At 66.0% G+C, this 24,034-nt stretch carries 28 protein-coding genes, 2 other RNA genes and 1 pseudogene; 16 read left to right on the forward strand and 15 right to left on the reverse strand.

The features are described from left to right. Window positions 1–2 precede the first annotated feature (2 nt). From pspB to V6M48_RS08480, 5 genes are all read left to right on the forward strand, one after another. Entirely contained in the window at window positions 3–290 is a 288-nt protein-coding gene (gene pspB / locus V6M48_RS08460) for an envelope stress response membrane protein PspB (protein ID WP_332812102.1), read from the forward strand. After that, entirely contained in the window at window positions 287–673 is a 387-nt protein-coding gene (gene pspC / locus V6M48_RS08465; RefSeq protein ID WP_332812103.1) for an envelope stress response membrane protein PspC, read from the forward strand. Before pspB ends, pspC begins: the two co-directional genes overlap by 4 nt. Before the next feature lie 101 nt (window positions 674–774). Beyond that, on the forward strand, window positions 775–957 hold the full coding sequence (locus V6M48_RS08470; RefSeq protein WP_443019065.1) for a hypothetical protein: 183 nt from the start codon (window positions 775–777) through the stop codon (window positions 955–957). Window positions 958–1,002: 45 nt separating this feature from the next. Beyond that, window positions 1,003–1,260 (forward strand): hypothetical protein, encoded by a 258-nt coding sequence (locus tag V6M48_RS08475; RefSeq protein WP_443019063.1) that lies wholly within the window; start codon window positions 1,003–1,005, stop codon window positions 1,258–1,260. Between the two features lie 33 nt (window positions 1,261–1,293). Then, window positions 1,294–1,710: a SufE family protein gene (locus V6M48_RS08480; RefSeq protein ID WP_332812105.1), complete on the forward strand. Its 417-nt coding sequence runs from the start codon at window positions 1,294–1,296 to the stop codon at window positions 1,708–1,710. 113 nt (window positions 1,711–1,823) lie between these two features. Here the strand turns inward: V6M48_RS08480 and V6M48_RS08485 are convergent, their stop codons facing one another. The 10 genes from V6M48_RS08485 to V6M48_RS08530 all read right to left on the reverse strand — a co-directional run bounded on the left by V6M48_RS08485 (window position 1,824) and on the right by V6M48_RS08530 (window position 10,182). Then, window positions 1,824–2,357, reverse strand: a complete 534-nt coding sequence (locus V6M48_RS08485) for a J domain-containing protein (protein ID WP_332812106.1) — start codon at window positions 2,355–2,357, stop codon at window positions 1,824–1,826. Between the two features lie 203 nt (window positions 2,358–2,560). Continuing rightward, window positions 2,561–2,943: RNase P RNA component class A (gene rnpB / locus V6M48_RS08490), an RNA gene on the reverse strand. A 6-nt stretch (window positions 2,944–2,949) separates the two neighbouring features. After that, a complete protein-coding gene (locus tag V6M48_RS08495; RefSeq protein ID WP_443019064.1) occupies window positions 2,950–3,654 on the reverse strand; it encodes an N-acetylmuramoyl-L-alanine amidase in 705 nt (234 codons plus the stop codon). A 48-nt stretch (window positions 3,655–3,702) separates the two neighbouring features. Further along, window positions 3,703–4,566 carry a CheR family methyltransferase gene (locus V6M48_RS08500; protein WP_332812107.1) on the reverse strand — a complete coding sequence of 288 codons (864 nt, stop codon included), beginning with the start codon at window positions 4,564–4,566 and terminating at the stop codon, window positions 3,703–3,705. Continuing rightward, window positions 4,557–5,627 carry a chemotaxis protein CheB gene (locus V6M48_RS08505; protein WP_332812108.1) on the reverse strand — a complete coding sequence of 357 codons (1,071 nt, stop codon included), beginning with the start codon at window positions 5,625–5,627 and terminating at the stop codon, window positions 4,557–4,559. The genes V6M48_RS08500 and V6M48_RS08505 overlap by 10 nt, the downstream gene beginning before the upstream one ends. 26 nt (window positions 5,628–5,653) lie before the next feature. Beyond that, window positions 5,654–6,019 carry a response regulator gene (locus V6M48_RS08510; protein WP_332812109.1) on the reverse strand — a complete coding sequence of 122 codons (366 nt, stop codon included), beginning with the start codon at window positions 6,017–6,019 and terminating at the stop codon, window positions 5,654–5,656. Between the two features lie 87 nt (window positions 6,020–6,106). After that, window positions 6,107–6,592 carry a chemotaxis protein CheW gene (locus V6M48_RS08515; RefSeq protein WP_332812110.1) on the reverse strand — a complete coding sequence of 162 codons (486 nt, stop codon included), beginning with the start codon at window positions 6,590–6,592 and terminating at the stop codon, window positions 6,107–6,109. Next, window positions 6,589–8,940 carry a chemotaxis protein CheA gene (locus V6M48_RS08520; protein WP_332812111.1) on the reverse strand — a complete coding sequence of 784 codons (2,352 nt, stop codon included), beginning with the start codon at window positions 8,938–8,940 and terminating at the stop codon, window positions 6,589–6,591. Before V6M48_RS08520 ends, V6M48_RS08515 begins: the two co-directional genes overlap by 4 nt. 109 nt (window positions 8,941–9,049) lie before the next feature. Then, entirely contained in the window at window positions 9,050–9,685 is a 636-nt protein-coding gene (locus tag V6M48_RS08525; RefSeq protein ID WP_332812112.1) for a histidine phosphotransferase family protein, read from the reverse strand. Continuing rightward, a complete protein-coding gene (locus tag V6M48_RS08530; RefSeq protein WP_332812113.1) occupies window positions 9,682–10,182 on the reverse strand; it encodes a M67 family metallopeptidase in 501 nt (166 codons plus the stop codon). The genes V6M48_RS08525 and V6M48_RS08530 overlap by 4 nt, the downstream gene beginning before the upstream one ends. Before the next feature lie 42 nt (window positions 10,183–10,224). Between V6M48_RS08530 and V6M48_RS08535 the strand changes: the two genes are divergently transcribed. The 6 genes and pseudogenes from V6M48_RS08535 (at window position 10,225) to V6M48_RS08560 (ending at window position 15,561) form a co-directional block, all read left to right on the forward strand. Continuing rightward, window positions 10,225–11,250, forward strand: coding sequence for an RluA family pseudouridine synthase (locus tag V6M48_RS08535; protein ID WP_332812114.1), 1,026 nt, complete (start codon window positions 10,225–10,227; stop codon window positions 11,248–11,250). Further along, complete coding sequence (gene rpoH / locus V6M48_RS08540; RefSeq protein ID WP_332812115.1) at window positions 11,237–12,142, forward strand: RNA polymerase sigma factor RpoH; 906 nt, start codon at window positions 11,237–11,239, stop codon at window positions 12,140–12,142. The genes V6M48_RS08535 and rpoH overlap by 14 nt, the downstream gene beginning before the upstream one ends. Window positions 12,143–12,219: 77 nt before the next feature. Then, window positions 12,220–13,782, forward strand: coding sequence for a hypothetical protein (locus V6M48_RS08545; protein ID WP_332812116.1), 1,563 nt, complete (start codon window positions 12,220–12,222; stop codon window positions 13,780–13,782). A 40-nt stretch (window positions 13,783–13,822) separates the two neighbouring features. Beyond that, window positions 13,823–14,533, forward strand: a pseudogene (gene mtgA / locus V6M48_RS08550) (monofunctional biosynthetic peptidoglycan transglycosylase); the annotation flags it as partial. 396 nt (window positions 14,534–14,929) lie between these two features. Continuing rightward, window positions 14,930–15,253, forward strand: a complete 324-nt coding sequence (locus tag V6M48_RS08555; protein WP_332812117.1) for a hypothetical protein — start codon at window positions 14,930–14,932, stop codon at window positions 15,251–15,253. 11 nt (window positions 15,254–15,264) lie between these two features. Then, window positions 15,265–15,561, forward strand: coding sequence for a helix-turn-helix domain-containing protein (locus V6M48_RS08560; RefSeq protein WP_332812118.1), 297 nt, complete (start codon window positions 15,265–15,267; stop codon window positions 15,559–15,561). Here the strand turns inward: V6M48_RS08560 and V6M48_RS08565 are convergent. The 3 genes from V6M48_RS08565 to ffs form a co-directional block, all read right to left on the reverse strand. Then, entirely contained in the window at window positions 15,558–15,881 is a 324-nt protein-coding gene (locus V6M48_RS08565; RefSeq protein ID WP_332812119.1) for a YbaB/EbfC family nucleoid-associated protein, read from the reverse strand. The genes V6M48_RS08560 and V6M48_RS08565 overlap by 4 nt on opposite strands. A 2-nt stretch (window positions 15,882–15,883) precedes the next feature. Further along, on the reverse strand, window positions 15,884–17,542 hold the full coding sequence (locus V6M48_RS08570; protein WP_332812120.1) for a DNA polymerase III subunit gamma/tau: 1,659 nt from the start codon (window positions 17,540–17,542) through the stop codon (window positions 15,884–15,886). A gap of 103 nt (window positions 17,543–17,645) precedes the next feature. Next, an RNA gene (gene ffs, locus V6M48_RS08575) (signal recognition particle sRNA small type) lies at window positions 17,646–17,741 on the reverse strand. Window positions 17,742–17,956: 215 nt separating this feature from the next. On the opposite strand from ffs, the gene V6M48_RS08580 reads away from it, so the two are divergent. Together V6M48_RS08580 and V6M48_RS08585 are read left to right on the forward strand one after the other, a co-directional pair. After that, a complete protein-coding gene (locus V6M48_RS08580) occupies window positions 17,957–18,946 on the forward strand; it encodes a zinc-dependent alcohol dehydrogenase family protein (protein WP_332812121.1) in 990 nt (329 codons plus the stop codon). A 58-nt stretch (window positions 18,947–19,004) separates the two neighbouring features. Next, window positions 19,005–19,733 carry an SDR family NAD(P)-dependent oxidoreductase gene (locus V6M48_RS08585; protein ID WP_332812122.1) on the forward strand — a complete coding sequence of 243 codons (729 nt, stop codon included), beginning with the start codon at window positions 19,005–19,007 and terminating at the stop codon, window positions 19,731–19,733. Window positions 19,734–19,784: 51 nt separating this feature from the next. Here the strand turns inward: V6M48_RS08585 and V6M48_RS08590 are convergent, their stop codons facing one another. Further along, a complete protein-coding gene (locus V6M48_RS08590; RefSeq protein WP_332812123.1) occupies window positions 19,785–20,048 on the reverse strand; it encodes a hypothetical protein in 264 nt (87 codons plus the stop codon). A 513-nt stretch (window positions 20,049–20,561) separates the two neighbouring features. Beyond that, the gene (locus tag V6M48_RS08595; protein WP_332812124.1) at window positions 20,562–21,920 is read right to left on the reverse strand and encodes an MFS transporter; all 1,359 of its coding nucleotides are present in this window, start codon (window positions 21,918–21,920) and stop codon (window positions 20,562–20,564) included. 495 nt (window positions 21,921–22,415) lie between these two features. Between V6M48_RS08595 and V6M48_RS12880 the strand changes: the two genes are divergently transcribed. The 3 genes from V6M48_RS12880 to V6M48_RS08605 are packed head-to-tail and all read left to right on the forward strand — an operon-like array spanning window position 22,416 to window position 23,806. Further along, entirely contained in the window at window positions 22,416–22,808 is a 393-nt protein-coding gene (locus tag V6M48_RS12880) for a glycosyltransferase family 2 protein (RefSeq protein ID WP_443019066.1), read from the forward strand. After that, window positions 22,691–23,377: a glycosyltransferase family 2 protein gene (locus tag V6M48_RS08600; RefSeq protein ID WP_332812125.1), complete on the forward strand. Its 687-nt coding sequence runs from the start codon at window positions 22,691–22,693 to the stop codon at window positions 23,375–23,377. Before V6M48_RS12880 ends, V6M48_RS08600 begins: the two co-directional genes overlap by 118 nt. A 3-nt stretch (window positions 23,378–23,380) precedes the next feature. Continuing rightward, complete coding sequence (locus tag V6M48_RS08605) at window positions 23,381–23,806, forward strand: hypothetical protein (RefSeq protein WP_332812126.1); 426 nt, start codon at window positions 23,381–23,383, stop codon at window positions 23,804–23,806. Window positions 23,807–24,034 lie beyond the last annotated feature (228 nt).

Genomic DNA, 24,034 nt, shown 5'->3' on the forward strand with positions numbered 1-24,034 from the left:
CTATGGATGATTTCCTCCTCCCGATCATCATCGTCGGCATGCTGTTCGTCGGCCTGCCGTGGGTGATCCTGCACCACATCACCCGCTGGAAAAGCCAGGCGACGCTCACGGCCGAGGACGAGAATCTGCTCGACGAGCTGCACGAGCTCGCCCGCCGGCTCGATGAGCGCTTGTGCACGATCGAGCGGATCATGACCGCGGAAAACCCCAATTGGCGTTCGGTCGCTTGCGACCCCGCCAGCATTGGCATCGAAGACATCATCGCTCGACCGGAAAGGATCGGCAAATGAGCGCTCCCCGTCACACCAAATTCTATCTCGACCGCCAGAACCGCAAATGGCTCGGCGTCTGCGCCGGCCTGGCCGACTATACCGGGATCGACGTGACGCTCGTCCGGATCGGAGTCGTCGTGCTGACCTTGATGGGCGGCTTTCCGTGGACCTTGATCGCTTATTGGATCACCGCCTGGATGGCGTCCGACAAGCCGGCCGAGCTCGCCGATGAGACGCCCGAGCAGGCCAAATTCTGGCGGGGAGTGCGGACATCTCCGCGGCGGACGGTGCGCGACGTGCGCTCGCGCTTCCGCGACATGAACCGCCGGCTCGCCGACATCGAGGCTTATTACACCAGCTCCAACAGCCGGCTTGCACGCGAAATCGAGCAGCTCCGTTGACGAGCCGAACGTCTCCCAGTGACCGCTTGCGATAGGGGAAGCCGACCATGAAGCTGTTCGAGATGCTGGTGCTGGTCGCGGCGATCGTCGCCATCGCCTGGATGTTCCGTCCTCGGCGCAGGCAACCGACTGCGCACGCGAACGACGCGTCTGCCGTGGCCGAGAACATGCGCCTCAAAGAGGAGATGAAGGCGCTCAAGGAGCGGGTCGCGGTGCTCGAGCGGATCGCCACCGATCGCGGCAGCCTGCTCGATCAGGAGATCGAACGTCTAAGGAAGCAATAGGCCGCGCCGCGTCGCAGGACGCCTGAACGGCGGAGGAGAAGGCATTTGACTGACCCCGAAGCGATGCTAGCACTCACCGCGGCGGTGCTGATGGGCCTCGCTATCGTGAGCGCTACGAGCCTGCGCGCCTGGCACGGCTGGCTGGAGCTCAAACGCCTCGAGATTGCGGCGGTGCGGAGCGAGACCCAGCGGAGTGAGATGCCGCCCTCCCCCACCGCGTCGACGGGGCGTATCGAACTCGCAGATCTGAAAGAGCGGGTACGAAAGCTTGAAGCGATCGCTGCCGGTATCGATCTGGGATGACGCCCCTGGGACCACGTGCTAACCGCCGCCGCCATGACTGCGCTCGAAGCCATTTACAGCGACTATGAACTGCTCGAGGCCGACGACCGTTACCGGCTGCTGATCGATCTCGGCCGCGCGCTCGAGCCAATGCCCGACGCGCTCAAGACGGACGCGACCTTGGTGCGCGGCTGCTCGGCAGCGGTGTGGGTCTATCCAACCGTCTCCGCCGACGGCACGCTTCATTTCCTCGCCGACAGCAACGCCGCGATCACCAAGGGGATCATCGCTTTGCTGCTGACGGCGGTCCAGGATCGCAGCCCGGTCGAGATCGTCGCGACCGACATCGAGGCAGCGCTCGCTCCGTTTGATCTCAAGAATCAGCTGAGCTCGAACCGCACGCAGGGCATTCCCAACATGATCGCGCTGATCCGCAAGACCGCCGAACGCCTCAGCCAGCAGGAAGGTTGAGAGCGCAGCGCTAGAGCGGAATGCGCGATATCTGGATCGCGCATCCCGCTCTTATCGTTTGTTACCGCATCGTTTCCTGCGCAAAACCGGTTCCCACTTTTGCGCACGATGCTCTAGCGCTGGCCGTTGCGGCGTTCCTCGGAATTGCGCAGGACGTCATAGGCCGCCTGCACCGCCTGGAAGCGCAATGCGGCGTCGGCGTCGTCCCTGGCGGTATCGGGGTGGTTGGCTTTGGCAAGCCGGCGATAGGCCGATTTTATCTCGTCGAAGCTGGCATCGACGTCGACCTCGAGCAGCTCGAGCGCCTTCATTTCGTCGCGGCTGCGCGTCCCGTCGCCGGGGCCGCCCCAGCCGTAATGCTGCGCGCTGCGATAGCCGTTGGCGCTGCTCGTCTCGTCGGCTTCGCGCGCGGCGGCTTCCTCCGCGTTGAGGCCGTGAAAATAATTCCAGCGGCGGTTGTAATCGGCGGCGTGGGCTTCGCAGAAATACCAGCGGTCGGGATGGTTCGGCGCCTTCGGGGCCGGATGCTTGCCTGGCTTGTCGCAGCCGTGCCGGTCGCAGCTGCGAACCTCGACGGCTTCGCTCTTCGAGCCATAGCCTCGCCAGCGCGGAAAACCCCAGTCATTTGATCGCGTCGGACGAGCCATAGATTCAACCAGTCTAAACGTGGGTGCGCCTGAGCGCTACCCAGATGGAGAGAAAATGCGCGCGACGTGTGTGCCGCGCTCTTCGTTTGTGTCCCGCTAACGCGGGACCCGCACCGGCCCGCTCCCCCACCCGACCTCCCAATCCATGATACCGTGTTGGGAGGCCGGGTGGGGGAGCGGGCCGGTGCGGCCTTCACCGCAAAAACGCCAGAGGGCCTATAAGCCGGGTTCTGTCCGGCGGATTGCTCCGCCTGTGCGACCATTCCTCTAGGAGACGGATCACTCCGCCCCTCAAGCAACCAACCCGGGCGACGAGCCGGAACCAGGCCCATGTGCCGCCCCTATTCGGTCTTGCTCCCGGTGGGGTTTACCTCGCGGCCTGCCGTTGCCGGAGACCCGGTGCGCTCTTACCGCACCCTTTCACTGTCACGCCTCCGAAGACTTAGGGCCGAAGCCCGGCGCGACCTGCTTTCTGTTGCACTTTCCCTGGGGTCGCCCCCGCCGGGCGTTACCCGGCACCGTGGTTCCATGGAGCCCGGACTTTCCTCTCCCTTGCACGCAAGGCAGCGGCCGCCCAACCCTCTGGCGCGCCCTATCTAGCCAGTCCGCGTTCCCGATCCAAGAGCAGGCTGAGCAATATCGCGCGGCATTCGCCATCGATCACGCCGTCGAGCAGCTCAGGCCGAAAGCGCCGCTGAAACGCGATGACCGCCGCGCGGGGCTCGCGGATATCGTAGCCGAACCGCTCCAGCGCCAGCAGGAAGCCACCGTCGGTCCAGAGCGGATCGGCGAGATTCTTCACCGGCCGCGCCAACGCCAGCCGCGATTTGGCAAGCCGCCCCCAGTCGAACAGCTCGCCCGGATCCTGCTTGCGCGCCGGTGCGATGTCCGAGTGACCGACGACATTGGAGGGATAGATGCCGTGCCGTTCGACGATCCCGGCGACGAGCGGAAGCAGCGCCTCCATCTGTTCGTCGGGAAAGGGTCGGTAGCCGAACTCGTGACCCGGATTGACGATCTCGATGCCGATGCTTGCCGAATTGATGTCGGTGACACCCCGCCAATAGGATCGTCCGGCATGCCAGGCGCGCTTTTCCTCGGGCACCATGTTCAGCACCTTGCCGTCTTCGGCGACGAGATAATGGGCGGAAACCCGGGCTTCGGCGTCGGTCAGCCGTGCAATTGCAGACGGCGCGTCGGCCATGCCGGTATAGTGCAGGACGAGCAGCGAGATCGGCGCCTCGCGCTCGTCGAAATTGGGCGATGGGCAGTCGATCGAGTCTAGCATCGCGTACATGCGCGATAATTTGGCGGGAAGGTCAACGTCTTTTCGGCGCTCTGCACGCTACCCGCGGGCGCGTTTGGCGAACGCCAATGACGGCACCGCCTCGGGCTGCTCGACACGCACGTAGAGGCCGCGGAACGCCGGGTCGGGCGCGAACCGGCTCGTCTGTCCGATTACCGTCTCCGCGGCGCCAAGCATCAGCAACGCGCCCTCCTCCTCGGCGCCAGCCAGCCTGTCGAACACTGCGCGCCGCGTCTCGGCCCCGAAATAGAGCAGCACGTTGCGGCACAGAATCAGGTCGAAGCGACCCGAAGGGGCAGCCTCGGCGAGGTTGTGCACGTCGAAGCGCACCGCGCCGCGGAGCTGCGGCGACAGGCGCCAGCCGCTGTCCTCCTGCTCGAACCAGCGCAATGTCTGGATCGCCGACAAGCCACGCTGCACCTCGAATTGCGAATAGAGCCCCTGCCGCGCCCGCTCGACCGCGGAGCGCGACACATCGGTGCCGAGTATGTCGACCCGCCACCCGGCCCATCGCGCAGGATCCTCAGCGAACGCCATCGCCAGCGAATAAGGCTCCTGGCCGGTCGAGCAGCCGGCGCACCAGATCGAAAGCCGCCTGTCGGCGCCGCGCGCCGTGGCGAGCCTGTCGAGCGCGCCGCCGAACAGAAGATCGAACGGCCGCCGGTCGCGGAAGAAATAGGTCTCGTGGTTCAACAATCCTTCGACGACATCGTCGGCGAGCGTTGGATCGCCGCCGCGAACGAGAGCAGCGACGAGCTCGTCGACGCTGTCGATGCCCCGCGCCCGCATCAGCGCGTTGAGCGCCGTTCCGATCCGCCACTGGCGGCTGATCGCGAGCTGCTGGCCGGTGCGCGCCTCGAGCAGATCCGAAAGGATGCGGATGGCGCTGTCGCTTACGTCCATGCGCTTGCTCGCGCAGCGACGTGGCCGGCTATTTCGGCCGGCGTGAGGATGGCGGAGGCGAGCCCGGCTGCGGCGACCGCGCCCGGCATTCCCCACACCGACGAGGACGGTTCGTCCTGGACGAGGACCGCCCCGCCCCGATCGATCAACCGCGCGCTGCCGACCAAGCCATCGCGGCCCATTCCGCTGAGGATGACGCCGAGCGCAGCGGCGCCATAGACCTCCGACAGCGCCGCAAGCATGACGTCTACTGACGGCATGCAGCCGGAGCTGGCAGACGAATAGTCGAGCTCGACGATGACCTCGTTGCCGCGGCGGCGAAGGCCAAGGTGCGCATCGCCCGGCGCGATGATGATCTCGTCGGCGACGAGCCGCATCCCGGTCTCGCCGACCTTGACCGGGCGGCCGGAGACCGTCGCGACCTGCCCGGCAAAGACGGGCATGAATTCGGCTGGAAGATGCTGGGTGATCAGTATCGGCGCGCAGATACGCGGCGGAAGCAATGCGAAGAATTGGTTGAGCGCAGGAAGGCCGCCGGTCGACGCGCCGAGCGCCAGGCAGGCGAGCTGCTCCGCCGGCAAGGACTTGAGACCAGCGTCCGCGGCGGCCGGACCGCCTTCGCGCCTTGTGGCGGCCGGGCCGATCTGGCGCAGACGCTCGGCCAGAACTTCGGCAAAGCGGCCCCCGAACGCGCCTGTCCCCGGCTTGGGCAGGGTATCGGCCGCGCCGAGCGCCAGCGCCTGGCGCATCGTCTCACCGCCATCGTCGCACAGCGACGAGACCACCAGCACCTGGGCGCCGCGACCCTGCGCGACGATTTGCGGCAGGATGTCGATGCCGGTGTCGCCCGGCATCTCGAGGTCGAGGATGACGATATCGAACCGGTGCTCGTCGAGCGCCGCGAAAGCCTCGCGCGCATCGGCGGCGAGCGCGACGACTTCCAGATCCTTGTGCGGCGAGATCATCCGCGCGAGCACCGCGCGCGCGACCGCCGAATCATCGACGATCATCAGCTTCAACGGAGCGGCGAATGCCCCCTTGCCGCCCGTCCCGTCGGCCATCGGCCGAAGCGCCGCCGCTCCCGCGGTCACGCGACCCCGACGATCTGCAGCTTGCTCTCCAGGGTCTCGCGATCGAACGGCTTCATCACGAATTCGTCCGCGCCCGCGTCGAGCGCGGCGCGGATGTGCGCGACGTCGTTCTCGGTGGTGCAGAACACGACCTTGGGCTGGGTGTCGAAATCCTGCTGCCGCAAATTGCGCAGGAATTCCATTCCGCCCATCACGGGCATGTTCCAGTCGAGCAGCACCACGTCGGGCATCTGCGCGGCGCAGCGATCGAGCGCCTGACGTCCGTCTTCCGCTTCTTCGACCGAAAAATCGAGGGTTTCCAATATGTGCCGGGCGACTTTGCGGATCACCTTCGAATCATCGACGACGAGACAGCTCTTCATTCTTTCCCCGCTCCCTAGGCCGCGCTGGCTTGAGACTTGGCGCGCAAACTAGGGCGCAATAGGTAAGAACAGCGTTAAGGGCCGCGCTCAGGCCGCGCGCGCCGCGCCGCGCGCTGACGCATCGGGACGGGCATCGTCTGCCGCCGGGCCTCCGGGTGCGGCGAGCAGCGCCTGGATGTCCACCAACAGCAACGGCGCGCCATCGATTTCGGTCATTCCCCACGTCACGCGGCGCCAGCCCGGGCTCAGCCGCACGCGCACCGGCTGGATATCGAGCGCGACCTCGACCACGTCCTCCGCCTGATCGATCAGTAATGCATAATTGTGGCCGTCGACCGTCGTCACGATCGCGTGCCGCCGCCGCCGGCGCGGCCGCGGTGCCTCGAGCGCGAGCGAGGCATGGCAATCGATCACGGTCAGGACCTTGCTGCGCAGCGCGGCGAGGCCTGCGACATGCGCCGCGGCACGGGGCACGGGCACCAACGCCCCGATCTCGACGACCGCTTCGACGTCTGAGGCACGAAGCGCGATACGCTGCCCCGCCAAGGTGACGATCAGGAGAAGCTCGGTCATCTTTTGCCAATCGCCGCGGCACGCTCGCCGAGCGCGCCGAGCAGACGCGCACGATCGTAGCGATAGATGCTGTCGTCGGCTGGTCCACTTGGCGCGGGGACAGCCCGCAGCTTGAGGACGGCCGGCGCGGCAGGAGGGATCGCGGCCTCAGCGCCGATGATGACGAGATCGGCCTGCTCGGCACCGGCCTCGCCGAGCCGAACCGTGCGATAGCCGGCCGCCTCGATGAGCGGGCGCAGAATGTTTTCCATCCAGCCATCCTCGGAAAGTGCGCAGATCAGGCCGACGCCACTCGCGGGCGATTCGGCCTGCCCGTCGACCACGCCGCCGAACAGCCAATGCGGATCGAGCAGCTCCACCTGCTCCCCGTCGATCAGGGCAACGCCACCGATCTCGCCCGGCGCGGCAGCCGGCTGCACCTCCTCGGCCAATTCGACGATGTCGATCACATCGGCAAAGCCATAAGCCAATTCGGCGCTGCCGTCGGACAGCCTGAGGATGTGGAGCATGCCTTGCGGCGCGCTTTCGCCGCACCCGGCGAGCGGGACGATCCTGCCGCCGAGCGTGATCCGCAGCCGGCCCGCGCTAAACCTCGCCGCGTCCGCCGAAACTTCCTCGATCCGTTCGACGACCGACAGGCGCACCGCCTTCTTGGCCCCGTCGAGGGTTCGGAACAGCAGCGCCGGGACTCGCCGTGCCTCCTCCTCCGGCTCCCCAGTGCCGGCGGGCGCCGTCTCGACCACCTGCTCCAGGTCGACGCCGGCGCTGGCGGCGATCCCGACCGCGTCGAGCAGCAGCACCGGACATCCGTCGTCGGTGAGCGTGGTGCCGGCATAGAGGCCGGCGGCCATCACCGCCGGCGCCGCCGGCTTGACGACCACTTCCTCGTGATTGTGAACGGCGTCGACTGCCAGAGCGAAGTCGCCGCGACCGGTCGGCCGCAGCACGATGATCGTCTGGGCGGCGGCGGAGCAGGCGCTGGCGACACCAAGCACATCCGCGAGCGAGACCAGGGGTATGCGGCGGTCACGAACCGAGGCGATGCTTGCGCCGGCAAGGGTTTCGATGCGGACCGCGGCGTTGGCAGCGCCGATGATCTCCTCGATCGCCGAGCGCGGAAGCGCGAATTTGCTGCCCCCGGCGCTGATCGTGAGCGCGGGGATGATCGTCAGGGTCAGCGGCACATGCAGAGTGAGACGCACGCCCTGGCCCGGCCTGCTCTCGGCGTCGACCAGCCCACCGATATGCTCGATGTTGGCGCGCACCACGTCCATGCCGACGCCGCGCCCGGAAATCGCGGTGACCGCGTCGGCGGTCGTCAGGCCCGCTTCGAAGATCAAGGCGGTGCGCTGCGCAGGGGAAAGACGTTCGCCCTGCTCCGCGCTCAGCAGGCCGCTTGCGATCGCCTTGCGGAGCAATTTGTCGCCGTCGATGCCGGCGCCGTCGTCGGCGATCTCGATGACGATCTGGTTGCCGGCCTGCTGCGCGGAGATGCGCAACGTCCCGGTCGCGGGCTTGCCCGAGCTGATGCGCTGCTCGGGACTTTCGATGCCGTGGTCGATCGCGTTGCGGACGATATGCGTCAGCGGATCGCGGATCATGTCGACCATCTCGCGGTCGAGCTCGACGTCGCCGCCCTCGACCTGCAGCGCGACCTTCTTGCCGAGCTGCGCGGAAATGTCGCGGACCATTCGTGGCAGCAGCACGAACAGGCTGTCCATGCGCTGCATGCGGGTGCGGGTGATGGCGTCGCGCATCTCGGCGATGCAGGCCGAAACGCGCTCGAAGGCATTCTCGACCGCAGTCTCGCCCGGCGCCTCGCGCAGCCGCCGCGCTAGCTCGTTCCTCGCCAGCACCATATCGGAGATGCCGTTCATCATCTGGTCGAGAAGGTCGACCGACAGGCGGATCGAGCGGATGGCCTTGCCGCGATCGCCCTCGGCCGCCGCCACTCTTTTCCCGCCCTCGCGCGCTCCCCCGCGCCTCTCGGTGAGCGCGGCGATGAGCTGCTCGTCGTCCGCGCTGGAAATCGCCTCGCCGGTCTCGAGTGCCTGGACCAGCTCGGCGATACGATCGAGGATCGCGAGCACCGCGCTGACCAGATCGTCGTCGGGCACCCGCTCGCCGGAGCGCACCTGGGCGAGCGCGCCCTCGGCGGCATGGCTGAGGATCTCGAGCCGCGGCAGGTTGAAGAAACCGCAATTGCCTTTGACGGTGTGGACGAAGCGGAAGATCTCGTCGAGCCGGCCCTTGTCCTCGGGCGCAGCTTCCCATGCCACGATCTCGCCGCCCAAAGCCTCGAGCATCTCGCGCGTCTCGGCGATGAAATCGGCAATCAGGTCTTTCATGCGCTCCACTCGCGGACGGCGAGCAGCGCTTATGGCGCCAGGCTGGTAAAGAAGCCTTTACGACGCAGGGCTTGCCGACCGCGGAAGCAGCGGGCGAAACGGGTCGAAGTTAGGCGGGGAGCGAGGCTCCGAACAGCAGCACGCCTTCCTCACTGTCGGCGACCTGGACCTCGCCGCCGCCCTCCACCACCAGCGAATGGATCAGCCAGGCGGCGGCCGCGCGCGGCGCGATCGACTCTTCGTCGGTGTGGCCGAGCAGCACCTTCTTGAGCTCCGGGTCGAGCACGATCCGGCCGCCTTCGGCGCGAATGACGATATCGAGGCCGTCGTCATGCCGCTCGGCGCCGACATCGAGCCGGCCGCCGCGCACCAGCGCGTCGCCGGCGAGCAGGACGAGGTTGAGCAGCACCTTCAACGCCGATTTGCTCATCGTCGGCTCGTCCACCATCCAGCCGAGCTGGATACGGCCGTCGCCGCCGAACAGCCCCTCGATTGCGACCCGTGCCTCGCGCGTGTCGACCTCGTCGGCGAAGCCACCGGCCGCTCCGAACGCGAGGCGGAAGAATTTGAGCTTGTTGGCCGAGGCGCGCGCGCTCTCGCCGAGCAGGTCGAGGCAGCGCGCGCGCATTTCCGGATCATGCTCGTCCGAAAGCAGCTCGATGCCGTTGTTGAGCGCACCGATCGGGCTCAGCAGATCGTGACACAGACGGGAACAGAGCAAGCTCGCGAAGTCGTGGGATTTCATTGCGGTGACGGCCCCTGTCGTGGCGCTTGAGATGTGCCCCGCCTCCTATTGGCGCTTGCGCCTGCAGGTTGCAAGTGCGCCTGGAGGTTCCACGGGGAGCTTTCCCGAAAGGCCGGGGCTTCAATGATTTGGAGCTCGACCGGGTCGAACCGTCCCGCAATTTGCCCGCCGGCGCGGCTGATCCACAGGCGCCGGCGCGCGCCGTCGATGATCAGCCAGTAGAAGCCGTCCTGCGCCGCCTCTGCAAGGTCGGCGGCGGACGGCGACAAATTGCCGCTCGGATGCGAATGATAGCAGCCCACCACGGCCAGACCCGCCGCGCGGGCGAAGCGCGCCGCGGCGAATTGGTCGGCGGGCGAGATCGCGAAGCCGCGCGCCGGCTCGGGCGCGACGTTCGGCAGCGCGAGCGCGTCGTGGATCACATCGTCTCGTCCGAGCAGCAAACCGCATATTTCGCGCGGGTCGGCGGCGGCCTCGGCGGCGAAACGATCGAGCAAAATCCTTGAAATACGGCACTTCATCCCCACATTGCCTAGCGAATGGACCGGGGGGTGTCGATCATTCGAGCAACGATCGCGGGTGCCAGCGCAGGCTGGCGGCTCGATCGTGCGCTCGCTGCGGCGCTGCCGGCGCTTTCGCGCGAGCGCCTCAAGCAATTGATCAGCAGCGGCGGCGTGCTCAACCAGGCCGGCGACGCGATCCGCGATCCCGCCGCCAAGGCGGCAGGCGGGCAGGTGTTCGAGGTCCACGTGCCGGAGCCCGCGCCGGCGCACAATGTACCGCAGGATCTGGCGCTCGTCGTCGCTTATGAGGACGAGCATCTGATCGTCATCGACAAGCCGGCCGGGATGGTGGTCCACCCCGCGCACGGCAATCCGGACGGCACCTTGGTCAACGCCCTGCTCCACCATTGCGCCGGGAATTTGTCCGGCATCGGGGGCGTGGCGCGGCCGGGGATCGTCCATCGGATCGACAAATTGACCTCGGGCCTGATCGTCGCAGCCAAGACCGACGTGGCGCACGAGGGCCTTTCGGCGCAGTTCGCGCGGCACAGCATCGACCGCCGCTATCAGGCGATCGTCGCCGGGCTTCCGAACCCGGCCAGCGGCACGGTCGACGCACCTTTGGCACGTTCGTCCGCGGACCGGCAGAAGATGGCGGTGGTCGGCAGCGACCGCGGCAAGCGGGCGGTGACGCATTACCGGCTGATGACGCCGCTCCGCGATGCGGCGCTGGTCGAATGCCGGCTGGAAACCGGCCGAACGCATCAGGTGCGCGTGCACATGACGTCGATCGGCCATCCTTTGTTGGGCGATCCGGCTTATGGGCGGACCCGTCCGGCTCATCGTGAGTTATTGAAACGACTGGATTTTAAGCGCCAGGCGCTGCACGCGGCGGAATTGGGCTTCGAGCATCCGGTCTCGAAGGAAAACTTGTCCTTCAAAAGCGCCATGCCGTCCGATATGCAGGAACTGTTCAGGGCGCTTACCGTAAAGCAAGCAAGTGTCGGCAAGAGGTGGAACACCGGTCCGGCGCCCAGGGAGAATGAAGATGGCAAGCGGTAATAATGTCCCGACGATTCCCGCCACGGGCGGTGAAGCGGGGCTCAATCGCTATCTCGCCGAGATAAAGAAGTTTCCGATCCTCGCGCCCGAGGAGGAATATATGCTGGCCAAAAGGTGGCAGGAGCATCAGGACACTGAAGCCGCCGCCAAATTGGTCAATAGCCACCTGCGCCTCGTCGCCAAGATCGCGATGGGCTACCGCGGCTATGGCCTGCCGGTCAGCGAGCTGATCTCCGAGGGCAATATCGGCCTGATGCAGGGCGTGAAGAAGTTCGAGCCCGATCGCGGCTTCCGGCTCGCGACCTACGCGATGTGGTGGATCCGCGCGTCGATCCAGGAATTCATCCTGCGCTCGTGGAGCCTCGTCAAAATGGGCACCACCGCCGCGCAGAAGAAATTGTTCTTCAACCTGCGGCGGATGAAGAACCAGATCGAAGCATTCGAGGACGGCGACCTCAAGCCCGCGGATGTGACCAAGATCGCGACCGACCTCGGCGTCTCGGAAGAGGACGTCATCTCGATGAACCGGCGCATGGCGATGGGCGGCGACACGTCGCTCAACGTGCCGCTGCGCGAGGAAGGCGAAGGCCAGTGGCAGGATTGGCTGGTCGACACCGGCCCGCTGCAGGACGAGAGAGTCGCCGATGCCGAGGAGACGAGGGTCCGCCACGAGCTGCTGATGCAGGCGATGGACGCGCTCAACGACCGCGAGAAGCACATCCTCACCGAGCGGCGCCTGTCCGAGGATCCCAAGACCCTCGAGGAGCTCAGCCAGGTCTATGACGTCAGCCGCGAACGTATTCGCCAGATCGAGGTGCGCGCGTTCGAGAAATTGCAGAAAGCGCTGATGAACCTCGCCAGCGAGCGGCGTCTACTGCCAAGTCTCGCCTAACCGCCGCGCTCAGGCCGGCGCGAGAGAGGTTCGAGGAACCGCTTGTCGATGCGGCTGCGGAACGTCATTGCTTCGACGTGACGTCCGCAGATTCCACCACTGCTTTGCCAAGCTCGCAACTGGGCCTGCGCCGCATCTTCCTCGTCTTCGTCGCCGTGACGCTGCTCTGCGCGGCGGCGGCGAGCCTGTCGCGCGGCATCTGGCTCGACGAATTCTGGTCACGCCATAACGCGAACCCCTCGGCATCGTGGTCGGAGCTGGCGCAACGCTGGCTCAACGATCCCCATCCTCTGCTGCCCAATCTGCTTTACCGATTGGTGCTTGCCGCCGCAGGGGATTCGATCGGCTGGAGCCGGATCCTGCTCAACGCGCCGGCGATGCTTGCGTTGTGCGCCGCGACCCTGTTCTTCCACCAGCGCAGCAGGACCTCGCACCCGTTCTACATCGTCCTTGCCATCCTGCTGATTTCGCTGCCGTCGTTCATCGACTCATTCTCGAACCTGCGCTCCTATCTCTGGCAGATCTGCTGGGTGGGGATCGTCGCCCAATTCCTCTTTTTCACGCTCACCGAATCCTTCGACGAGGGGGGGGAACCCCAGGCGCAAGCCTCGGCTTCGCAGGCCGCTCCGCTCGTGCTCGGCATGATCGCCATCTTCGTGTCGATCAATCTCCACTTCCTCGGCGGCGCGGTGATCAGCGTCGCAATTGTCCTGCTGCTCGGCCACCTCCTCCGCCGTCGAGAGTGGCGCCCGTTCGGCTCAATCGCCGCGGCAGCCGCGCTCGCCTGGCTGGCGATCCTGATCCAGGCCGCGCTCCAATATCGCAACGTCGCGCGCAACCTGGATTTCAATTGGATCGCGACCTCGACATCTGACGCCTTGGCGGCGTTCGCCGGCGCGATCGGCATGATCGTGATCGTCAGCCCGATCGCCGCCTGGCTTGCCGTGTTCGGCCGCGCAACGCATGCCGGCGACGATCCGGCGATCGCCGCGTCCGAGCGGGATTTCATCCGCCTGCTTCTGCTCGCGCTCGGCCTCTCTGCGCTGCTCCTGCTCGCGCTCAATTCGCTCAAGCCGGTCGTCGTCGATCGCTATCTGCTCGGCTGGCAGGTGCTGGCGTGCGCAATCGTCGCAGCGGCCGCCGCGCGGGCGCTGGCCGCAAGCCGGTTGCTCTTTGGATCGTTCGTGCTGGTCGCCGCGCTGTTCGTCCTCGGCGCAACGATCCATTTCGCGCGCGCCAAGGCCTGGCATGCCGGGCGAGATCATATCGCCGCGACGGTTCGCGCCTGCCCCTCGACCAAAGTCTATGCGATGAGCCCGTGGCGGCTCGGCAATGCCCGGCAGAGCCGGCTTGCGGCATTCGAAAGTCCGGTCTTCGCCGATGCCTACCGGCAATTGGCGCGGCAAGGCGGCTTCACGCTCTCGATCCTGCCCGATGCGCAGACACTGATCCCGGTCGGCGGCGCCTGCCCCACCCTCCTGTGGGTCGAACATGCCGGGCCCGGCAGCACGCCGGACGTTGTGCTGCGCGCGGCGCGGATCGGATTCCCGGCCGGCACGCGGCTGAACATGTTCAAATCGCAGAGCGGGTTCGTCCTGAGCGCCCAGTTCAGGCGGGGGCACCACCCCGTTAGCCTCTGACTGACTGGTCAAGCCGCGGCCGCTCGGCTAGTTCGCAGCAATGGCACGAATGACGGCAAGACGGCGCAAGACGGGCTGGCTTCGCCGCACTCTCAAATGGACGGTGCGGGCCGCGCTGCTGTTCATCATCGTCAGCCTGTTGTGGGTCCTGCTCTACCGCTCGGTGCCGCCGCCGATCACCTTCACCCAGATGGGCGACCTGCTCCAGGGCCGAAGCATCGATCGCGACTGGATGAGTATCGAGCGGATCGATCGCGACATGGTCCGCGCCGCGATCGCTGCCGAGGACAGCAAGTTTTGCAGCCACCGCGGCTTCGACCAGGATGCGATCGCCGAGGCGATGCGCCGCAACGCGCGCGGCGGCAAGGTCATCCGCGGTGGATCGACGATCAGCCAGCAGACCGCAAAGAACGCCTTCCTGTGGCAAGGCGGCGGCTATTTTCGCAAGGGGCTCGAGGCCTGGTTCACCCTGCTGATCGAGACGTTCTGGGGGAAGCGCCGGATCATGGAGGTCTATCTCAACATCGCCGAGACCGGCATCGCCACCTACGGCGTCAACGCCGGCGCGCAGCGTTATTTCGGCCATGACGCGGCGACCATGTCGCGAAACGAGGCCGCACGCATCGCCGCGGTGCTGCCGCTCCCGAAGAAGCGCGGCGCGGTCGCCCCGCAAGGCTTCACCCGCCGCTACGGCAACAGCATCGCCGCGCGCATCGGCGTGGTCGCCCGCGACGGCCTCGACGCCTGCGTCTACAAAGGCGCCCAGCCGCCCGAGGCGCAGCCCGACAGCGCGCCTCAGGAAAAGCCGAGCCGGGCACCCAGGAACGAGGCGCCACCCGCCCCCATCATCGAGACGCTGCCCGGGGCCGAATATGAAGATGCGATGCCGACAGAACCCGAGCCGGAGACGGCACCTGCGCCGCAGGCGCCGCTGTCCCCCAGCGAGCACGCACCGGTGATCGAGGAGCCTTCAGCCGAGCCAGAGACGGGCCCCCAGCCGCACAATATGTAGGTTCTCTGGAGCAATTGGACACTCCCGCCTGTTGACACCGCGGAATGTATCATATAAGGTACAAGTTATGAACATCACAGCCGGAGGAGCAGACCATGGCTAACATATTCCACACAAATGGGAGGGATCAAATCCATGGCCCACCGCATGCTTTTGTACGATATACCGGATGCTTACCGGCCTGTTAGAGACTGGCTCGACGAGCTTTCAAATGAGGATTTTCTTGCTCATATCACGATGGTCCAGAAGTTCGGGCCGGTTTTTTCGGGCTGCGAACTCTTGGCCAATGATCTGTGGGCGTTACGCGTTCCGATAGGTTACGGTAATGTGGCCAACCTGGTGTTTTTATCACTTAACACGCGCGATTATCTCGCTCTCTACGGCTTCATATCGAAGCGGGGCCAGAGCAGCGAGGCCGAAATGGGCATCGCGAACATCAGGAGACGGGACCTGGAATAGGAATTTAGGTTATGGGAAAAACTCAGAAATCAGGGGCATCTGAGTTTCCAGCGTTTGATGATTATCTCAAAGAGCGAGACCTTTATGAAAGGGTATCGATTGCTGCTGAGAAGATGATCATCGCTCGTCAGCTGGCAGAGGAAATGAGGGAGCAAAATCTCTCCAAATCCAGCATGGCGGAAATGATGGGGACAAGTAGAGCTCAGCTGGATCGGGTGCTCAATCCAAAGGAGCAAAACGTGACCCTGGAAACTCTTGGTCGAGCCGCCCGCGCGGTTGGACGCAGACTTCGCGTGGAGCTGATCTAAAACGGCAGCTTGAAGCCCGGCGGCAGCGGCAGGCCGGCCGTCATCTTCGACATCTCCTGCTGGGCGACAGCATCGGCCTTGGCGCGCGCATCGTTGAGCGCGGCCGCGACGAGATCCTCGACCATCTGCTTCTCGCTCGGCGCGAGCAGGCTTTCGTCGATCTCGACCCCGCGGATATGGCCCTTTGCGGTGGCGCGGATCTTGACCAGGCCGCCGCCGGAGACGCCCTCGACCTCGACCGAGTCGAGGTTGTCCTGGGCCTTCTTGAGCTCGGCCTGGGCATTCTGGGCCAGCTTCATGATTTCGTCGAAATTCTGCATTCTCAAGCGCTCCGCTGTTCGTCGAGGGCATAGCCGATGAGCTCGGCTTCGGGAAAGTTGTTGAAGGCCGCCTTGACCATCGGCGAGGCGAGCACGTCCTGGCGCTCCCGCTCGGCCTCGGCTTTCTCCTGGTCAAGCAACGACGGCGCGGCTTCGGCGTCGGAGACCGCAACGGTCCAGACAAGACCGGTCAGGCTTTTGAGCGCCGCGCCCAAGGTCCGCGTGAAGTCGCCCGACAGCGGTTTGGCCGGACGGATCTCGAGGTGGGGCGGCTCGTAGCGCACCAGCCCGACGAAATCGTGGAGCTGCTGAGCAAGATGGGCATTGCCGTTCGAACCAAGCCGCTCGACCAACGCGGCGTAGCTGGCGGGCGGCGCCTGCATCAGCTCCTGGCCCCCGGCCGGAGCGCTGCTCGCCGGCGCCCGCACGGAGACGCCCTCGCCGCTCGTCAATTGCTCGATCAAGGTGCCGGGATCGGGCAGCTCCGAGGCGTGGATAACCCGCAGCAGCGCCATCTCGGCCGCCTCGAGCGGCATCGCGGCGCCATGGACTTCGGCGAGCCCCTTGAGGAGGAGCTGCCAAAGCCGGTGGAGCGCGGCATAGCCGAGCCGGCTCGCCCAATCGGAATAGGCCTCGCGCTCTTCGACCGATTGCGCGCCGTCGGCGGGACCACCGACCTTGGCGCGGGTGATGCCGTGCACGCATTCGAGCAGGCCGCGGATCAGCGCCGACGGCTCGACGCCAAGCTCATATTGCTCGCGGACCGCCGCCAGCGCCGCCGCCGCCTCGCCCGCGAGCAGAAGGCCGAGCAGAGCGCGGATCGCGCCGCGGTCCGACAGGCCGAGCATGGTCCGCACCTGATCGGCGGTGACGCCGCCGGCGCCGTGCGCGATCGCCTGGTCGAGGATCGAAAGCCCGTCGCGCGCCGAGCCCTCGGCGGCGCGGGCAATCAGCGCCAGCGCCTCGGGCTCGACCTCGACCTGCTCGGCCGCGGCCACCTGGCCGAAATGGCGCGCCAGCTGCTCGGCCGGGATGCGGCGCAGGTCGAACCGCTGGCACCGCGACAGCACGGTCACCGGGACCTTGTTGACCTCGGTGGTCGCGAACAGGAATTTGACGTGCGCGGGCGGCTCCTCGAGCGTCTTGAGCAGCGCATTGAACGCGTTCTTCGAGAGCATGTGGACTTCGTCGACGATGTAGACCTTGTAGCGCGCCGAGACCGCCGCGTAGCGCACCGCCTCGATGATCTCGCGCACGTCGTCGACGCCGGTGTGACTCGCGGCGTCCATCTCGATGACGTCGATGTGGCGCCCTTCGGCGATCGCGACGCAGGGCTCGCAGACGCCGCACGGATGGATCGTCGGCCCGCCCGCGCCGTCCGGGCCAATGCAGTTGAGCGCCTTGGCGATCAGCCGCGCGGTCGAGGTCTTGCCGACGCCGCGCACGCCGGTGAGCAGGAAGGCGTGCGCCAGCCGTTCCCGCGCGATCGCATTGCCGAGCGTGCGCACCATCGCATCCTGGCCGATCAGATCGGCAAACCGCTGCGGGCGATATTTGCGCGCGAGCACGCGATAGGGCTGGACCGAACCGGCCTGCGACGAGGGCGGCTGAGCGGGCTCGTCGAGCGAGAGCGAAAAGGAATCGGCGGAGTCGGAGGCCATCGCCCTATCCTAAAGGAGCACCCCGGCCGATGCCAGCACCGCCCGTCCCGGCGGCAGGGTTGGTCGGCGCGAATGGGCTGGTAAAATGGCCGGCCCGAGCGGGAGGTGGGAGCCGGAACGACCCGGCGCTTGAACTCGTTACGGCTGCTTCCTTCCGGACCTGACCGGGTTGGCGAGAGCGCCGTCCGCCCGACTCCCGGCGCGGATATGGCGGTTCGGGACCTGCGATGCAAGCGAGCGGGGTTTCGGGCGGCGGTACCGGGCCCCTGGCCTGGCGCGATCGACATATCGCCCGGCAGATGCGTCGGGCGGGCTGACCCCGCAGAGAACCGGTTCTTGCCAAATTCGGGGGCCTGTTCCAGTAGCTGACTGCAACCCTTCCGCGTGAGGCGGATAATAGGAGGAGGATCTTTCTTGGCTCAGATCGTGCGCTTTCATGAGAATGGCGGCCCCGAGGTTTTGCGTGTCGAGGAGGGCGACCCCGGCGAGCCGGGTCCCGGCGAGGTCCTGCTCAAGATCGACGCGATCGGCCTCAACCGCTCCGAGGCCGCGTTTCGCGGCGGCCATTATCTGGTCAAGGCCCCGCTCCCATGTAAGGTCGGGGTCGAGGCATCGGGCACGATCACCAAGCTTGGCCCCGACGTCGAAGGCTGGGCGGTGGGCGATGCGGTCAACACCATGCCCGCCTTTCCGGTCGGCAAATATGGCGTCTATGCGAGCGAGGCGGTGATCCCCGCCAACGCTCTGCTGAAGATCCCCGAGGGGATCGACCCGGTCCAGTCCGCAGCGACCTGGATGGCCTATCTCACCGCTTATGGCGGCATGGTCGAAAGCGGCGCGCTCAAGGCCGGCGAGTTCGTGATCATCACCGCCGCCTCGAGCAGCGTCGGCCTCGCAGCCATCCAGATGGCCAAGGACTTTGGCGCGATCCCGATCGGTGCCACGCGCGGAAGCAGCAAGGCCGAGGCAATCCGGGCAGCGGGCGCGGCGCACGTGATCGCGACCGACGAGCAGGACATCGTCGCCGAGGTGCAGCGCATCACCGACGGCAAGGGCGTGGCCCTGATCTTCGATCCGGTTGGCGGCCCCTATGCCGAGAAGCTCGCCGAATGCCTGACCGACGAGGGCGTGCTGATCATCTACGGCGGCCTCGCCAACGCGCCGATGACCTTCCCGCGCCATGTCGCGATCCGCCGCAATCTGACGATCCGCGGCTACAGCATCTTCGCGCTGGTCGGCGACAAGCAAAGGCTCGCGAAAGCACAGGATTATCTGACGCCGCGGCTGAGGGACGGCCGCTTCACGATGCCGATCGCGACGACGATCCCGCTCGCCGATGCGGCCGAGGCGCACCGCGTGCTCGAGGCGAACCAGCATATCGGCAAGATAATGATGGTGCCCTGACACGGGGCGTTTCCACCGCATGACAAGAACCGAATGACAAGAAACGGGAGGTTGTCCGATGCAGGACATTGAGGATCGCGTGGCGCTCGTGACCGGGGCAAGCCGGGGCATCGGCAGGGAAATCGCGCTGGCGCTCGCCAGGCGCGGCGCGCATGTCGCGGTCAATTATGCCACGCAGGCGGAGGGCGCCGAGGCGGTCGCCGACGAGATCAGGGCGCTGGGCCGCAAGGCGATCGTCGTCCAGGCCGACGTCTCCTCGAGCGCCGATGTCGAGCGGCTGGTCGCGGCGGTCAACGCCGAGCTCGGCCCGATCGCGATCCTGATCAACAACGCCGGCATCCTCGGGGCTCCGGCCAGCGTTCCTGCGACCGAGGAGGATTGGAGCCGCGTGCTTGCGGTCAACCTCACCTCCGTGTTCCTGATGACCGAGGCAGTGAAGGAGCAGATGATTGCGCTCGGCTGGGGGCGGATCATCAATCTCTCGTCGGTCGCCGCGCGGCTCGGCGCGCGCACCGGCGTCGCCTACACCGCGTCCAAGGCGGGGCTCGAGGGCCTCACCCGCGGCTATGCGCACCAGCTTGCGCGCACCGGCATCACCGTCAACGCGCTCGCGCCCGCGCTGATCATGACCGACATGCTGACCGCGCTGAACCCGGACCCGAACACGCTCCCGCTCGGCCGCTTCGGCGACGTCGAAGAGATCGCCCTCGGGGCGATGTTCCTGATCGACAGCAATTACATGACCGGGCAGACGATCGGACAGAACGGTGGCCGCCTGATGGCGTGACGGTCCGCTGAGCTGACCGGCCCGCTTAACTGACCGGCCCGCCGGTCGCCGCTACCGTCTGGCCAGGCCCAGCGCGCGGTAGATGCCGTTGAGGCTGGCATTGACGTTCTGGCTGCGGCCGATGTCGTTGGGGTCCGATACCGAACGCCAGAACCAGACGAACATGCCGCGCTCGCCGCCCGCGAACGCCCATAGATAGGCCAGAGCGAAGGCGAGCGCCTTGTTTCGCTCGATCGCTCCTCGCCGGCTCTGCTCCGCCGCCTCCTCCAGTGCCGCCAGTGCCTTGTCCCGGAGCTGCTCGGCTGCGAATCCCATGCCCAGGCGCTAGCAGAACGAGAACATAAGAGGAACATGCGGCCTCCCGATTTCAGAAGTTCTATCTCGACGCGTGGGCGTGACCGCCAATCAGCCCATTGCCGCGTCGGCGTGCCACTCCTGTGGCTCATGCGGGGATCCCCAATCCGGGGACATGGCGTAATTGAGTAGGCCCATCCTCCTGCTGATACGAAGTCGGTGTTGGCACCGCTTCAAGGAGGAGGATGGACCCATGGCTTGTTACCTCGGACTCGATGCTTCAGGCAAGAGCACGCCTTTGTGCGCCGTTGATGAGGCAGGGACGATTATATGGCGCGGTGTGCGCGCGACGGATCCTGAGACGCTTGCGATCCGCAATTCGGGGACACAATACCTAATTCAATGTGTGAAGCTCGTTCCCACAAGTGACATGCCGTGAATTAAGTATTGTGTCCCCGAATTGCCAAGTATTGTGTCCCCGAATTGCCGCCGGAGTGCCGGGATTACCGGGGCGCTGCCTCATCGGCGTCCCGCTTATGCGGTGCCGAGCGACGGACGATGGTCCGCTTTGCCGCGCGCGGCGCGCTCCGCACGCCGATGGGCGATGCCGAGCAGGAAGACCCAACCGGCGCAGATCACGGCCGGGATGCCGGCCGCGGCGAACAATTCTTCCTGGGACCATTGCGCGGACAGGGCATAGCCGCCGACCACCGGGCTGATCACCGCACCGATGCGACCCACCCCCAGCGCCCAGCCGACGCCGGTGGATCTGATCGCAGTCGGGTAGAGATTGGCGGCTCGCGCGGTCATCGCCAGCGCCGAGCCGATGACGCCGGCACCGGTCAAGCCGACGATGATGACGACCTGCGCCCCATGCCCGCCCGAAAGGCCGATCGCGGCGGTCAGGAGGCCGCCGAGCACGTAGCCCGGCACCAGCACGCGATAGGCACCGAAGCGGTCGATCAGCCAGCCGGCGACCAATCCGCCGACGATGCCTCCGAACCACAGATAGGAGACGCTGCGCAGCGCATGGTGCGCTTCCCAGCCGAGCTGGGTGAAGGCGGCCGGGAGCCAGCTGATCAGCATGTACATCGCGAACATGCTGAAGATCAAAGCGAGCCACAAAAGGACGGTGACCGCCGCGCGCCCTTCGGTGAACAATTCGCGCAGCGACCCCTGGTGCCGGACCTCGTTGATCTCGAACGTATCGCCCTCGGCATAAGTGTAATTGCGGTCGATGCGCTCCAGGATCGTGCCGATCTCTCGTTCGCGCGACCCCGCGTTGGCCATGAACCGCACCGATTCCGGAAGCGTGAAATAGATGACGACGCACAGCAGGAGCGGAACGACGCCGCCCGCGAAGAACAGCGCCGGCCAGCCGAACGCCGCGATGATCGGGCTGGCGATATAACCCGCCACCACGCCGCCGAGCGGGATCGCCGAGTACATCAGGGTGACGAAGAAGCCCGACCGCTTGGCCGGGATGAATTCGGTGGTCAGCGCGATCGCATTGGGAAGGCAGCCGCCGATTCCCAACCCGGTGAGCAAACGCAAGACGATCAGCGATTCGGCGTTTTGCGCAAAGCCGGTGGCGATCGAGGCGACGCCGACCAGGCCGAACGACCAGAGCAGCACCCGCCGCCGCCCAAACCGGTCCCCCAGCTGGCCGCCGACCATGTTGCCGAGCGCCATCCCGGCCAGCGAGGCCGAGAGCACCGGGCCGAATGCGGTCGGCGGCAATCCCCATTCCTCGCGCAATTGCGGGATGACGAGCGCGGCCGCCTGGATGTCGAGCCCGTCGAGCAGCGCGATCAACGCGCACAGGAATGTGACCTTGAGCTGGAATGCGCCGACCGGCGCGCGATCGATGATCGCGGAAACGTTGATCGTCATGCTTCTTTGTGGCTGGGGCGCGTACGCATGTCCACCGCGATTGCTGCATTCTGACGGGGATGGCCACACCGTCGCTCGATTTTTACCTTAGCCTAAGCGGCGGAATTCGGGGACATCGGAATACGGGGACACAATACTTAATTAGCTGCGAGCTGACCGTGTAGGCGCGAGCTTGAAGCAACGAATTAAGTATTGTGTCCCCGTATTTTCACGTTGGCCTAACCTTCTCGGATTTTGGAAAATCCATCATGGCGCCTTTGCCGCTTGTCCCCGGTTCGCGCCAAGCGGGGAGTTTGTGCCAAATTGGACAATTCTACTGTCAGCGTACCAGGATTGGCGTAGCCGGCGGAGTCCGCAGTCGCGCAGTGAAGCGTTCAATCACCATAGAGTCGGGGGATTGACACCCTGGAACAGGAAGACCCACGCGCCACGCCTCCGGGCGCCGTGACTGCGATCGTGCCCGCCTATAACGAAGCTGCGAGCATCGCCGAGACCGTGATCAGCCTCCAGGGCCAATCCTATGCGGTCACGGAGATCATCGTCGTCGACGATTATTCGACCGATGCGACCGGAGAGATCGCGCGCTCGCTCGGGGCAATTGTGCTCCGGCCGCCGAGAAACACCGGCTCGAAGGCAGGCGCCCAGACGTTCGCCCTGCCCCACGTTCGAACCGAATTCTGCATGGCGATCGACGCCGACACCGCTCTCGCCCCCGACGCTGTCGAGAGGATCATGAAACCGCTCCTCGATGATGAGGCAGTCGCGGCCGCTTGTGGTTTCGTGGTGCCCCGCCACGTCAGCTCGATCTGGGAGCGGGGCGCTACATCGAATATCTGTTCGCCTTCACCTTCTACAAGCCGATCCAGGACTTTCTCGGCAAGCCGATGATCTCCTCGGGGTGCTTCTCCGCCTATCGAACCGAGCTGCTCCGCGCTGCCGGCGGCTGGTCCGCCCGGACGATGGCCGAGGACATGGACCTCACCTGGACCTTGTACGGGCGGGGCCACAAGGTGAGGTTCGCGCAGGACGCATTGTGCTATCCGATCGAGCCGAACAACTTCCATTTCCTGTCGAAACAGCTGCGACGTTGGTCGCACGGCTTCGTCCAGAACGTCCGTATGCACTGGCGCGAAGTGCTCCACCAACCCTATCCGCGCTCGATCCTCGCGGTCGGAATGTGGGACGCCGTGATCGCATCGCTCGCGTTCGTCTTCGTGATTCCGCTGCTCGCGCTGCTCGTCCACCCGCTCTTCCTGTTCTCCTACGTCGTCGATCTGCCCGCGGTTGCGGTGCCTGCCCTGGTGGCGGGGGCCCGAAGGGGAGAAGTCGGGCGGGTGCTGGCGAGCCTGCCCTGCTTCATCCCGCTGCGCGTGCTGAACGCCGTGTTCATGCTTCGCGCGGTCTGGGCGGAGCTGATCGTGGGCAGGCCTCTCCTCACCTATGAGAAGGGACACTGAATCATGCCCGGAATGCCTGGAACCGGTCTTGGCGGTGTCTTCTACGCGCTGCTCATCCTGTGGATCGCCCTGCGCGAGCTGTGGCTCTCTGGCGAGAGGGCAAGCGGGCGCGCGCGATGGCTGAAGATCGGCGAGTTCGCGGGTCTCTTGCTCGGCATCATCGCGGCTTTCTGGCTGATGGGCTGGGGCATCAAGAGGCTTGCGGCTTCCGCTCTCGGCTTCGCGCCTTTCGCTCCGGCGTTCACCGCCGAGCACAAAGCGATCGACGCGCTCATCCCGGTCGTCGCCCTGCTTCCGTTCGTGATCCTCGCCGTTCTGCTGGGCGGCGTGCACCTGCTTCGTCTTGCCGTCAGCTGCGAGAGGCTCCCGTTGGCCGATATGCCGCCGGTCGCGGCGGTCGTGCCCAGCGAGGCGGAATCGGGAGGCTAACCGCATCCGTGCGAACGGTCTGGGAGAATATGGAGACACCGGAATTTGGGGTCACAAAACTTAATTCGCGCCGAGATGGCATTCGTACACGAGGTTGCAGCATCAATTGAGTATTGTGTCCCTGAATTTCGAAACGGGCCGTCATCCACGCTGCGGCGGCTCGGGACCACGCTCCGATCGGAGCCGTCAGTTCCGCGGCATCTGCCGCCGGTAGCTGAGCGCTTCCGC

Source organism: Sphingomonas sp. (assembly GCF_036677245.1).
Taxonomy (GTDB): Bacteria; Pseudomonadota; Alphaproteobacteria; order Sphingomonadales; family Sphingomonadaceae; genus Allosphingosinicella.

Coding starts and splice junctions, on each gene's coding strand:
- pspB (WP_332812102.1), top strand. CDS start 3: ATGGATGATTTCCTCCTCCCGATCATCATCGTCGGCATGCTGTTCGTC.
- pspC (WP_332812103.1), top strand. CDS start 287: ATGAGCGCTCCCCGTCACACCAAATTCTATCTCGACCGCCAGAACCGC.
- V6M48_RS08470 (WP_443019065.1), top strand. CDS start 775: ATGTTCCGTCCTCGGCGCAGGCAACCGACTGCGCACGCGAACGACGCG.
- V6M48_RS08480 (WP_332812105.1), top strand. CDS start 1,294: ATGACTGCGCTCGAAGCCATTTACAGCGACTATGAACTGCTCGAGGCC.
- V6M48_RS08485 (WP_332812106.1), bottom strand. CDS start 2,357: ATGGCTCGTCCGACGCGATCAAATGACTGGGGTTTTCCGCGCTGGCGA.
- V6M48_RS08495 (WP_443019064.1), bottom strand. CDS start 3,654: ATGTACGCGATGCTAGACTCGATCGACTGCCCATCGCCCAATTTCGAC.
- V6M48_RS08500 (WP_332812107.1), bottom strand. CDS start 4,566: ATGGACGTAAGCGACAGCGCCATCCGCATCCTTTCGGATCTGCTCGAG.
- V6M48_RS08505 (WP_332812108.1), bottom strand. CDS start 5,627: ATGGCCGACGGGACGGGCGGCAAGGGGGCATTCGCCGCTCCGTTGAAG.
- V6M48_RS08510 (WP_332812109.1), bottom strand. CDS start 6,019: ATGAAGAGCTGTCTCGTCGTCGATGATTCGAAGGTGATCCGCAAAGTC.
- V6M48_RS08515 (WP_332812110.1), bottom strand. CDS start 6,592: ATGACCGAGCTTCTCCTGATCGTCACCTTGGCGGGGCAGCGTATCGCG.
- V6M48_RS08520 (WP_332812111.1), bottom strand. CDS start 8,940: ATGAAAGACCTGATTGCCGATTTCATCGCCGAGACGCGCGAGATGCTC.
- V6M48_RS08525 (WP_332812112.1), bottom strand. CDS start 9,685: ATGAAATCCCACGACTTCGCGAGCTTGCTCTGTTCCCGTCTGTGTCAC.
- V6M48_RS08535 (WP_332812114.1), top strand. CDS start 10,225: ATGGACCGGGGGGTGTCGATCATTCGAGCAACGATCGCGGGTGCCAGC.
- rpoH (WP_332812115.1), top strand. CDS start 11,237: ATGGCAAGCGGTAATAATGTCCCGACGATTCCCGCCACGGGCGGTGAA.
- V6M48_RS08555 (WP_332812117.1), top strand. CDS start 14,930: ATGGCCCACCGCATGCTTTTGTACGATATACCGGATGCTTACCGGCCT.
- V6M48_RS08560 (WP_332812118.1), top strand. CDS start 15,265: ATGGGAAAAACTCAGAAATCAGGGGCATCTGAGTTTCCAGCGTTTGAT.
- V6M48_RS08565 (WP_332812119.1), bottom strand. CDS start 15,881: ATGCAGAATTTCGACGAAATCATGAAGCTGGCCCAGAATGCCCAGGCC.
- V6M48_RS08570 (WP_332812120.1), bottom strand. CDS start 17,542: ATGGCCTCCGACTCCGCCGATTCCTTTTCGCTCTCGCTCGACGAGCCC.
- V6M48_RS08585 (WP_332812122.1), top strand. CDS start 19,005: ATGCAGGACATTGAGGATCGCGTGGCGCTCGTGACCGGGGCAAGCCGG.
- V6M48_RS08590 (WP_332812123.1), bottom strand. CDS start 20,048: ATGGGATTCGCAGCCGAGCAGCTCCGGGACAAGGCACTGGCGGCACTG.
- V6M48_RS08595 (WP_332812124.1), bottom strand. CDS start 21,920: ATGACGATCAACGTTTCCGCGATCATCGATCGCGCGCCGGTCGGCGCA.
- V6M48_RS08605 (WP_332812126.1), top strand. CDS start 23,381: ATGCCCGGAATGCCTGGAACCGGTCTTGGCGGTGTCTTCTACGCGCTG.